This window comes from Staphylococcus ureilyticus (assembly GCF_002902235.1).
In the GTDB taxonomy this organism is placed as follows: Bacteria; Bacillota; Bacilli; order Staphylococcales; family Staphylococcaceae; genus Staphylococcus; species Staphylococcus ureilyticus.
In genome coordinates, this window is the sequence record NZ_PPRL01000049.1 from 48,460 (window position 1) to 58,115 (window position 9,656).

Consider the following 9,656-nt stretch of genomic DNA (forward strand, 5'->3'; position numbering starts at 1 on the left):
ATGAAAAACACTTGGAAATTTTTAATGATTGCAACGATTATGGCATGTATATTAATAACTGGATGCTCTAATAGCGATAAGAAGCAGAGTGAAAAAGATGCTAGCACTCAGGATGATCATAAGAAAGAAATACATATTTCAGCTGCAGCAAGTTTAACAGATGTCACTAAAGATTTAGAACGAGCATTTAACAAAAAACATAAAAATGCTAAAATCACCTTTAATTATGGTGGGTCAGGCGCATTGAGACAACAAATAGAAAAAGGGGCACCTGTAGATGTATTTATGTCTGCAAATACAAAAGATGTAGATGCTTTAGGTAAGCAAGCTCAAAATAAATATGAATACGCACAAAATGACTTAGTGCTTATAGGTGAAGATAATAGTACATATAAGAATGTGTCTGATTTAAAACAAGGTGAAAAATTAGCTATCGGCGAGACTAAATCTGTGCCTGCAGGGAAATATGCTGAGCAATACTTAAAAGATCATCAATTGTATGATGATGTTAAACCGCATTTAGTTTTTGCAAAAGACGTGCGACAAGTATTAAATTATGTTGAAAAAGGTAATGCTCAATTAGGTTATGTTTATAAAACAGATTTATATCAAAGTCAAAAAAATGGTGATAGTAACGTAAAAGAAATTCAAACCGCTAAATTAAAACAGCCAATCACATATAAGTCAGCGACAGTTTCAGATAAAAAATTAGCAACAGCGTGGATTGAATTTTTAAAAACAGATGAAGCGCAAGAAATTTTAAAAAAATATAAATTTAAAGTATAGGGGGTAGCAGAAATGCCAGATGTCACGCCGTTTTGGATATCATTAAGGGTTGCAATTATCAGTACGATTATCGTTACGATACTAGGTGTTTTTATATCAAGATGGTTGTATAAGCGTCGTGGCTTTATAACGAGACTTTTAGAAAGTTTCATTGTCTTACCAATTGTGTTACCACCGACAGTGATGGGTTTTATTTTACTGATTGTATTTTCACCACATAGTGTGGTTGGAAGATTTTTTAGCGATGTATTACATTTGCCAGTTGTATTTACTTTAACTGGTGCCATAATAGCCTCCATCATTGTCAGCTTTCCGCTGATGTATCAGCATACTGTACAAGGATTTAGGAGTATAGATCCTAAAATGTTGAATACTGCAAGAACGATGGGTGCAAGTGAAAATAAAATTTTTATGAAATTAGTTTTACCGTTATCTAAGCGCTCAATACTTGCTGGTGTAATGATGAGTTTTGCACGGGCAATTGGAGAATTTGGTGCTACGTTAATGGTAGCAGGTTATATTCCTAATAAAACTAACACGTTACCTTTAGAAATATATTTTTTAGTAGAGCAGGGAAAAGAGAATCAAGCATGGTTATGGGTGATTGTATTAGTTGCATTTGCTATCACTGTAATTGGTACAATCAATCTATTGAATAAAGATGGTTATTGGGAGGTTCGTTAATGCTTAATATATCTTTGAATCATCTTTTAAATAGTACACAATTACATGTAAAAATAGATGATACTACACCTAAAATTTATGCCATTAAAGGACCTTCAGGCATAGGTAAAACAACAATTTTAAATATGCTTGCTGGTCTACAGCAACCAGACCAAGCGTTTATACAGATTAACGACCATATATTGACAGATACTACTTCAAATATTGATGTAAAAATTCAAAAACGCAATATCGGTTATTTATTTCAAGATTATCAATTATTTCCAAATATGACTGTATTTCAAAACATCACTTTTATGACACAGTATTCACAGCATATAGACAATTTGATGAATCAATTAAACATTGTTCACTTAAAAGATAAATTTCCAATACGCTTATCTGGTGGTGAATCCCAACGTGTTGCATTAGCTAGAACATTAAGTACTAAACCAGACTTGATGTTACTAGATGAGCCGTTTTCTAGTTTAGATGATACAACAAAAGCAGAAAGTATTTTGTTAGTAAAACGAATCTTTAAATTATGGAATATACCTATTATTTTTGTTACTCATTCTCAATATGAAGCAGAAGTACTGGCACATGAAATTATTAATATCGGATGATATGCAACTATAATTTATGAGAGGTTGCGTAAGAATTATGATCACATTTATAAATAAGTAGGGGGTGATCCAATGATAATCGAATGTTTAGGAACTTCTGGGGGTGTACCAACACTTTATCAATCAGTTTCACAGCATAAAGATGCACAAAAACGAACAGGGCCTGGTATCTTCATTCATGATTTACAATTACTAATCGACACTTCAGAAGATATATTTCAACAACTAAGACAATCAAAAATTTATGATATAAAATATGGCATTTATTCTCATTGGCATCCAGATCACACGATGGGGATGAGGATATGGGAAACACTCAATTTTGATTTTATTCACAAAGTACCTAAGTCCAAAACGTCAACGGTTTATATTACAACTCAAGAAGTGGAAGATTTTAAAGCATATTTTGCGCGTTGGGAATATGTTCAATATTTAGAAGCATTAGGCGTAATTAACCTAGTAATTGTTGACAATGATGCAGAAATTAGTTTTGAAGACACAACGGTAGAGTGGATTCAATTAGCAGAGCAATTCGCGTTTGGTTTTTATTTAACTACAAATACCAAACGTATACTTATTATTCCAGATGAAATTAAAGGCTTTCGACCAACGGATAAGTTGAAAAATGTTGATGTTGCTATTTTACCTTTTGGTAGCAATGAAGTTAATCCTATAACTAATGAACGAATTCATCCAGAAGGTATGTTAAATGCTTTAAGAGAGGTTACATTTGATGAATGTGTGACTATTGCTAAAACTATTAATGCTAATCATACATATTTTACTCATATTGAAGCTACTGAAAGTTTAACGAAGGCACAAATTAAACAATTAGAAGAGCGATTAGAAGAAGATGGTTTAAAATCAACCATTGCATTTGATGGATTGAAAATTCAAATTTAAATAATGATTAGTGATTTTAATACCAAAAATCAAAGTATCAGTAATCACCATAAATGTATCTTTATATCTTTTGAAACTGTTTTGCGATAAAGAGTAGGACTATGAAATCAATATCTAGTTTTGATTTTGTACCTACTCTTTTATTTTGCCTTTTAGGTGTAATATGAATAAAAATGGTGTACATGATTTTTGATTAATGAATTCAAACCGTTGTTACAGAGAACGCCAAGATTTATAATGAAAATAATGACGCAAAGTGAGGGATTTCATAGTGAATGAAGAACGTTATTCAAGGCAAATGCTATTTAAGCATATAGGCACATCTGGGCAAGAGAAAATTATGAATGCACATGTGCTAATTATAGGTATGGGTGCTTTAGGAACACACCTTGCGGAAGGACTTGTGAGAGCTGGTGTAGGTGAGTTGACGATTGTCGATAGAGATTATATTGAATTTAGTAACTTGCAGCGCCAGACGATGTATACAGAAATGGATGCAGTAGATAAGTTACCTAAAGTAATCGCAGCAGAACGAAATCTAATGGCAATACGTCAAAATCTGAACTTGCACATACATATTGCACATGTTGATCGATTATTCCTAGAAACATATGCGCAAGATGTTGAACTTATACTAGATGCTACAGATAATTTTGAAACAAGACAATTGATTAATGATTTTGCTTATAAAAATACCATACCATGGATTTACGGTGGCGTCGTACAGAGTACTTATGTGGAAGCAACATTTCTACCTAAACAAACACCATGTTTTAACTGTTTAATTCCACAGTTACCAGCAATTAATATGACTTGTGATACAGTAGGTGTTATTCAGCCAGCAGTCACTATGACGACCAGTTTACAATTAAGAGATGCATTAAAAATATTAACTGGCGCAACAATAGCGACTAAAGTTACTTACGGTGATATTTGGGAAGGTACACACTTTACATTTGGCTTTAGTAAACTGCATGATAGTGCTTGTACAACTTGTGGTACACAACCGACATATCCTTATCTCAATACAACACAAAGACAATTTGCAAGTTTATGTGGCAGAGATACTGTTCAATATGAAAACCCAGAAATTTCCCAGGAAATGTTAGAAGCATTTTTACAACAACAAGAAATACCATATCAACGTAATCCTTACATGTTACATTTTGAATACAAAAAACATAGAATTGTTAGCTTTAAAGGCGGGAGATTATTAATTCATGGTATGACTCGTCCACAACAAGCGATAACGTTGATCAACCAATTATTCGGCTAAGGAGGTTTAATATGCATACAAATGTAAAGCTTGATAGAAATATTAGATGTGCAGTATTAACTGTTTCGGATACAAGAGATTATGAAACCGATAAAGGTGGTAAATTAGTTAAAGAGTTACTTTCAACATTAAACGTTACGATTACAGAATCACATTATAAAATTGTTAAAGATGAACAAACTGTAATAACTGAGCAATTAAAGCGTTGGCTAGTAGAGGATATTGATGTCATTATCACCACAGGAGGTACTGGTATAGCACAAAGAGATGTAACGATAGAAGCTGTTTCCAGTTTGATTACAAAGGAAATTGAAGGATTCGGAGAATTATTTAGATATCTAAGTTATACAGAAGATGTTGGAACTCGTGCGTTGTTATCTCGAGCAATTGCTGGCACGGTAAATAATAAATTGATTTTCAGTATACCAGGCTCTACTGGTGCGGTTAAATTAGCATTAAATAAGCTCATTAAACCAGAATTGAATCATTTAGTGCAAGAGATTACAAAATAAATTAGAGCCCAACGTTGTAAGTTTGTTGGACTCTATTTCTTACATATTAATATTTAAGACAACTATCTTTGATAATCACCAGATTTACCGCCTGTTTTAGAGAGTAGATAAGTTTCTCCAATGACCATACCTTTATCTAACGCTTTTGTCATATCATAAACCGTAAGTGCTACAGCTGAAGCGGCAGTGAGTGCTTCCATCTCCACACCAGTTTTTCCAGTTGTAGAGACCGTTGCTTGTATATTTAAAGTGTATGCTTGTGTTTTTTCTTGCCAATCAAATGTAATATCTATACCAGTTAAAGGTAATGGATGACACATTGGTATAATATCAGATGTGTTTTTTGCAGCCATAATACCAGCAATTTGAGCAGTATTAAGCACATTCCCTTTTTGGTTAGTATGATCAACGATTTGTTTATAAATCGCTGGATTTACCGTAATACTAGAATGCGCAGTAGCTGAGCGTTTTGTTGTGTTTTTGTCAGAGACGTCTACCATTTTCGCATTTCCTTGTTTGTTTATATGGGTGAATTCAGTCAAAGTATCCCTCCTAATCGTGTTCTAGTATATCATGAAATTATTAATTATAAGGAGTAGATTTACGATGCCTGTAGAGAAAAGAAATCCGATTCCAGTGAATGAAGCAATTCAACGTGTGGTAAAGCAAAATATTTTTACAAATAGAATCACTTTACCTTTAGCAGAAAGTTTAAACTATATTTTAGCTGAAGACATTGTAGCAACTCATGAGATACCAAGGTTTGATAAATCACCATATGATGGTTTTGCATTAAGAAGTATTGATACAAAAGAGGCGAGCGGTGACAATCGCATTAAATTTAAAGTCATTGACCACATTGGAGCTGGATCAGTTTCAACTAAAAAAGTTGGAGCATTTGAAGCTGTAAGAATTATGACAGGTGCACAAATACCTGAAGGCGCCGATGCTGTAGTTATGCTTGAACAAACTGTCGAAGGTGAACATGATTTTACAATAAGAAAAACTTTTAGCGAAAATGAGAATGTTTCGTTAAAGGGTGAAGAAACCAAAGTTGACGATATTGTATTAGAAAAAGGACAATGTGTTAATCCAGGTGCAATCGCTGTTTTGGCAACATATGGCTATACAGAAGTTCCAGTTTTTGAAAAACCTAGCGTGGCTGTGATTGCAACAGGAAGTGAATTGTTGGATGTTAGCGACGATTTAGAACCGGGAAAAATTCGTAATTCAAATGGTCCTATGATAACTGCATTAGCAAAAAAGCATCAGTTAGATGTCAATGCATATAAAATTCAACAAGATGATTTAAATAGTAGTATTCAAGTGATGCGTGAAGCAATGGTTGAGCATGATATTGTCATTACAACTGGAGGTGTGTCAGTAGGCGATTTCGATTATTTGCCTCAAATTTATGAAGCGGTCAACGCTAAAGTCTTGTTTAATAAAATCGCCATGCGTCCAGGAAGTGTCACTACGGTAGCTATTGCAAATAACAAATATTTATTTGGATTATCAGGTAACCCCTCTGCTTGTTTCACCGGGTTTGAACTCTATGTCAAACCTGCAATACAGCATATGATGGGCGCTAAAGCGATATATCCACAAATTGTGCAGGCCACACTCATGGAAGATTTTAAAAAGCCAAATCCATTTACTAGATTTATTCGAGCAACAGTGACTTTTAATGGTAAAGAGATGACGGTTGTGCCATCAGGATTTAATAAGTCCGGTGCAGTAGTAGCGATTGCGCATAGTAATGCAATGATTGTGTTACCTAGTGGTACAAGAGGATATCAAAAAGGCCACACAGTTGATGTCATTTTAACTGAATCACAAGCATATGAAATGGATACGACGCTATGATATTACAAATCGTAGGTTATAAAAACTCGGGAAAAACCACTTTGATGACGCACGCAGTGAAATTTTTAAAATCACATGGCTTTTGTGTAGCAACGGTTAAACACCACGGTCAACATGACTTAAACTTGTCAGATATTGAACTGCAGGCAAATACTGTTGATCACATGAAACATTTTAATGCAGGTGCAGATCAAAGTATTGTTCAAGGACATCATCTACAACAAACAGTTACACGAACTGAAAAACAAAGGTTGGATGAAATCATTGATAAATCTGTTACAATAGACAGTGACATCATTTTAGTTGAAGGTTTTAAAGAGGCAAATTATGATAAAGTGCTTATATATCGTGATGATGCTCGTTACCAACAGTTAAATAAATTAACAAATATTCAGTATTATATTAATATTGGGCAACCATTAGCATTTCAAAAATTTGAGCAATGGTTATTATCTTTCGTTAACGAAAAGGGAATGGATTAAATGAAACAATTTGAAATTACAAATAAGCCAATAGAAACCGAACAATATCGCCAATATGTGCTCAATGAACATCAAGGTGCTGTTGTTGTTTTCACTGGTCATGTACGTGAGTGGACAAAAGGAGTTAAAACAGAGTATTTAGAGTATGAAGCGTATATACCTATGGCAGAGAAAAAGTTGGCACAAATAGGTGATGAGATTTCAAACAAATGGCCAGGGACAAAAACGGCCATTGTCCATAGAATTGGACCGTTAGCTATTTCTGATATAGCGGTATTGATAAGTATATCATCGCCACATAGAAAAGATGCTTATCGTGCTAATGAATATGCAATTGAGCGTATTAAAGAGGTAGTGCCCATTTGGAAAAAAGAAATTTGGGAAGATGGTGCTGAATGGCAAGGTCATCAACATGGTAACCATGAGGATGCAGTTGGAGGGAAAAAGTTATGAAAGTTTTATATTTTGCGGAAATAAAAGAAGTTTTGGATAAAAGTTCAGAAGATATTGACTTAAGTTATGATATTACCGTCGATGAATTTGTATCAGATTTGTTTGAGCGTTATCCTAGTATTAATAGCAAAAAGTTTCAAATTGCGATTAATGAAGAATTTGTCAAAGGTGATGATATCGTAAAACCTAATGATACTGTAGCGTTGATACCACCAGTTAGTGGAGGGTAATGGAAATATGAAAGCAATCATACTTGCTGGTGGACAATCAGAAAGATTTGGAAAACCAAAAGCATTTGCAAAGATTCATTCACAAATGTTTTATAAACGTATCATTGAAGTTTTAGAAGCTACAAATATGTTTAATGAAATAATTATTAGCACAAATGAAATATTAGCACATGAATTTGATTATGATAATATTGTTATCGATCATGCTAAAAACAAAGGTAAAGGCCCGCTGGCTGGTATTTACTCTGTCATGAAACAACATACTGACGAAACGCTTTTCTTTGTGATTTCTGTAGATACACCGATGATTACACAAAAAGCAATAAGTAAATTGTATCAATTTATGGTTGAACATTTAATAGAAGATCAACTAGATATCGCCGGTTTCCAAGAAGATGGCATGCCCATTCCAACGATGGCTTTTTATAGTCCACATACGCTTTCTTTTATAGAGGCAGCATTGGAATCAGGTGATTACAGCCTTAAGAATGTCTATTCAAAAGTCAAAAGTGATTGGTTAGATGTGCACGAAATTGGTTCATCTGATTATTGGTACAAAAATATTAACTATCAACAAGACTTAATAGATTTACATCACGACATTAAGAATAGATAGGGGGCTGATCAGATGGTAGAGCAAATAACTGATAAACTTGGGCGTCCAATTCGAGATTTAAGATTGTCAGTTACAGATCGTTGCAATTTTCGTTGTGACTATTGTATGCCAAAAGAAATATTTGGTGATGACTTTGTTTTCCTACCCAAAGATGAATTACTTACTTTTGATGAAATGGTCCGTATTGCTAAAGTTTATACGCGATTAGGAGTCAAAAAAATACGTATTACCGGCGGAGAGCCTCTACTCCGAAGAGACTTATATAAATTAATATACGAGTTGAATCAACTTGATGGTATAGAGGATATTGGTTTAACTACCAACGGTTTATTATTAAAAAAACATGGTCAAAGATTATATGATGCTGGTTTAAGACGTATTAATGTAAGTTTAGATGCGATTGATGACAAAGTGTTCCAAGCTATAAACAATCGGAATATCAAAGCTTCCACAATTTTACAGCAAATAGATTATGCGGTCTCAATTGGTTTTCATGTCAAAGTAAATGTAGTTGTTCAAAAAGGTGTGAACGATGATCAAATTTTACCTATGATTCAATATTTCAAAGATAAAGATATTGAAATACGCTTTATTGAATTTATGGATGTAGGCAATGATAATGGTTGGGACTTCAGTAAAGTAGTAACAAAAGATGAAATGTTAAAAATGATTGAGTCATCATTTGATATAGAACCTGTAAAACCTAAATATTTTGGTGAAGTAGCTAAATATTATCGACATAAAGATAATGGTGCTAAGTTTGGTCTTATCACAAGTGTATCTGAATCATTCTGTTCAACATGTACACGTGCAAGATTATCATCAGATGGTAAGTTTTATGGTTGTCTATTTAGTACGGTAGATGGATTTAATGTAAAGTCATTTATGCGATCAGGCGTGTCAGATGAAGCTCTGTTTGAACAATTTAAAGCTTTATGGAATATTAGAGATGATAGATATTCAGATGAACGTACTGCACAAACAGTAGCTAATAGAAAACGTAAAAAAATCAATATGAACTATATTGGTGGCTGACTTATCAAATACAATCGTTTATGGAGATTGCACTTTTATCACAACATTCATAGCTATTATATTTTTAAGAAGTTCAAATAACTAATAATACGAAAATTATATTCATTTATGAAGTTATTCTAAAATATATTAAGAGTAGGAGATAATTCAAATTTCAATTGAATTATCTCCTACTCATTTTTTTTATAATTTGAACTCATATCTTATG

Annotated in this window: 13 protein-coding genes; 12 read left to right on the top strand and 1 reads right to left on the bottom strand. The window is 33.4% G+C overall.

Features of this window, described 5'->3' with window-relative positions; translation table 11 throughout:
• The 6 genes from modA (at window position 1) to CD150_RS05710 (ending at window position 4,766) form a co-directional block, all read left to right on the top strand.
• The gene (modA, locus tag CD150_RS05685; RefSeq protein WP_046208452.1) at window positions 1-786 is read left to right on the top strand and encodes a molybdate ABC transporter substrate-binding protein; all 786 of its coding nucleotides are present in this window, start codon (window positions 1-3) and stop codon (window positions 784-786) included.
• A 12-nt stretch (window positions 787-798) separates the two neighbouring features.
• Complete coding sequence (gene modB, locus CD150_RS05690) at window positions 799-1,470, top strand: molybdate ABC transporter permease subunit (protein WP_103161419.1); 672 nt, start codon at window positions 799-801, stop codon at window positions 1,468-1,470.
• Window positions 1,470-2,075, top strand: coding sequence for an ATP-binding cassette domain-containing protein (locus tag CD150_RS05695; RefSeq protein ID WP_073343833.1), 606 nt, complete (start codon window positions 1,470-1,472; stop codon window positions 2,073-2,075). Before modB ends, CD150_RS05695 begins: the two co-directional genes overlap by 1 nt.
• Before the next feature lie 72 nt (window positions 2,076-2,147).
• A complete protein-coding gene (locus CD150_RS05700) occupies window positions 2,148-2,978 on the top strand; it encodes an MBL fold metallo-hydrolase (RefSeq protein WP_073343830.1) in 831 nt (276 codons plus the stop codon).
• A 271-nt stretch (window positions 2,979-3,249) separates the two neighbouring features.
• Window positions 3,250-4,254, top strand: coding sequence for a ThiF family adenylyltransferase (locus CD150_RS05705; protein WP_073343827.1), 1,005 nt, complete (start codon window positions 3,250-3,252; stop codon window positions 4,252-4,254).
• Between the two features lie 11 nt (window positions 4,255-4,265).
• Window positions 4,266-4,766 (top strand): MogA/MoaB family molybdenum cofactor biosynthesis protein, encoded by a 501-nt coding sequence (locus CD150_RS05710; protein ID WP_073343824.1) that lies wholly within the window; start codon window positions 4,266-4,268, stop codon window positions 4,764-4,766.
• A 62-nt stretch (window positions 4,767-4,828) separates the two neighbouring features.
• On the opposite strand, the gene moaC is transcribed toward CD150_RS05710, so the two are convergent.
• Window positions 4,829-5,308, bottom strand: a complete 480-nt coding sequence (moaC, locus tag CD150_RS05715) for a cyclic pyranopterin monophosphate synthase MoaC (protein WP_046208446.1) — start codon at window positions 5,306-5,308, stop codon at window positions 4,829-4,831.
• Window positions 5,309-5,372: 64 nt separating this feature from the next.
• On the opposite strand from moaC, the gene CD150_RS05720 reads away from it, so the two are divergent.
• The 6 genes from CD150_RS05720 to moaA are packed head-to-tail and all read left to right on the top strand — an operon-like array spanning window position 5,373 to window position 9,448.
• Window positions 5,373-6,632 carry a molybdopterin molybdotransferase MoeA gene (locus CD150_RS05720; RefSeq protein ID WP_046208445.1) on the top strand — a complete coding sequence of 420 codons (1,260 nt, stop codon included), beginning with the start codon at window positions 5,373-5,375 and terminating at the stop codon, window positions 6,630-6,632.
• Window positions 6,629-7,114 (top strand): molybdopterin-guanine dinucleotide biosynthesis protein B, encoded by a 486-nt coding sequence (mobB, locus tag CD150_RS05725; RefSeq protein ID WP_073343821.1) that lies wholly within the window; start codon window positions 6,629-6,631, stop codon window positions 7,112-7,114. Before CD150_RS05720 ends, mobB begins: the two co-directional genes overlap by 4 nt.
• Complete coding sequence (locus CD150_RS05730) at window positions 7,115-7,567, top strand: molybdenum cofactor biosynthesis protein MoaE (protein ID WP_073343818.1); 453 nt, start codon at window positions 7,115-7,117, stop codon at window positions 7,565-7,567.
• Complete coding sequence (gene moaD / locus CD150_RS05735) at window positions 7,564-7,797, top strand: molybdopterin converting factor subunit 1 (RefSeq protein ID WP_046208442.1); 234 nt, start codon at window positions 7,564-7,566, stop codon at window positions 7,795-7,797. Before CD150_RS05730 ends, moaD begins: the two co-directional genes overlap by 4 nt.
• Before the next feature lie 7 nt (window positions 7,798-7,804).
• A complete protein-coding gene (gene mobA / locus CD150_RS05740; RefSeq protein ID WP_046208441.1) occupies window positions 7,805-8,413 on the top strand; it encodes a molybdenum cofactor guanylyltransferase MobA in 609 nt (202 codons plus the stop codon).
• A 12-nt stretch (window positions 8,414-8,425) separates the two neighbouring features.
• Complete coding sequence (moaA, locus tag CD150_RS05745; protein ID WP_070037653.1) at window positions 8,426-9,448, top strand: GTP 3',8-cyclase MoaA; 1,023 nt, start codon at window positions 8,426-8,428, stop codon at window positions 9,446-9,448.
• The last annotated feature ends 208 nt before the right edge of the window (window positions 9,449-9,656 follow it).

Excerpts from the sequence above, each read along its gene's own strand:
- modA (WP_046208452.1), top strand. The coding sequence starts at position 1 with ATGAAAAACACTTGGAAATTTTTAATGATTGCAACGATTATGGCATGT.
- modB (WP_103161419.1), top strand. The coding sequence starts at position 799 with ATGCCAGATGTCACGCCGTTTTGGATATCATTAAGGGTTGCAATTATC.
- CD150_RS05695 (WP_073343833.1), top strand. The coding sequence starts at position 1,470 with ATGCTTAATATATCTTTGAATCATCTTTTAAATAGTACACAATTACAT.
- CD150_RS05700 (WP_073343830.1), top strand. The coding sequence starts at position 2,148 with ATGATAATCGAATGTTTAGGAACTTCTGGGGGTGTACCAACACTTTAT.
- CD150_RS05710 (WP_073343824.1), top strand. The coding sequence starts at position 4,266 with ATGCATACAAATGTAAAGCTTGATAGAAATATTAGATGTGCAGTATTA.
- CD150_RS05720 (WP_046208445.1), top strand. The coding sequence starts at position 5,373 with ATGCCTGTAGAGAAAAGAAATCCGATTCCAGTGAATGAAGCAATTCAA.
- mobB (WP_073343821.1), top strand. The coding sequence starts at position 6,629 with ATGATATTACAAATCGTAGGTTATAAAAACTCGGGAAAAACCACTTTG.
- CD150_RS05730 (WP_073343818.1), top strand. The coding sequence starts at position 7,115 with ATGAAACAATTTGAAATTACAAATAAGCCAATAGAAACCGAACAATAT.
- moaD (WP_046208442.1), top strand. The coding sequence starts at position 7,564 with ATGAAAGTTTTATATTTTGCGGAAATAAAAGAAGTTTTGGATAAAAGT.
- mobA (WP_046208441.1), top strand. The coding sequence starts at position 7,805 with ATGAAAGCAATCATACTTGCTGGTGGACAATCAGAAAGATTTGGAAAA.
- moaA (WP_070037653.1), top strand. The coding sequence starts at position 8,426 with ATGGTAGAGCAAATAACTGATAAACTTGGGCGTCCAATTCGAGATTTA.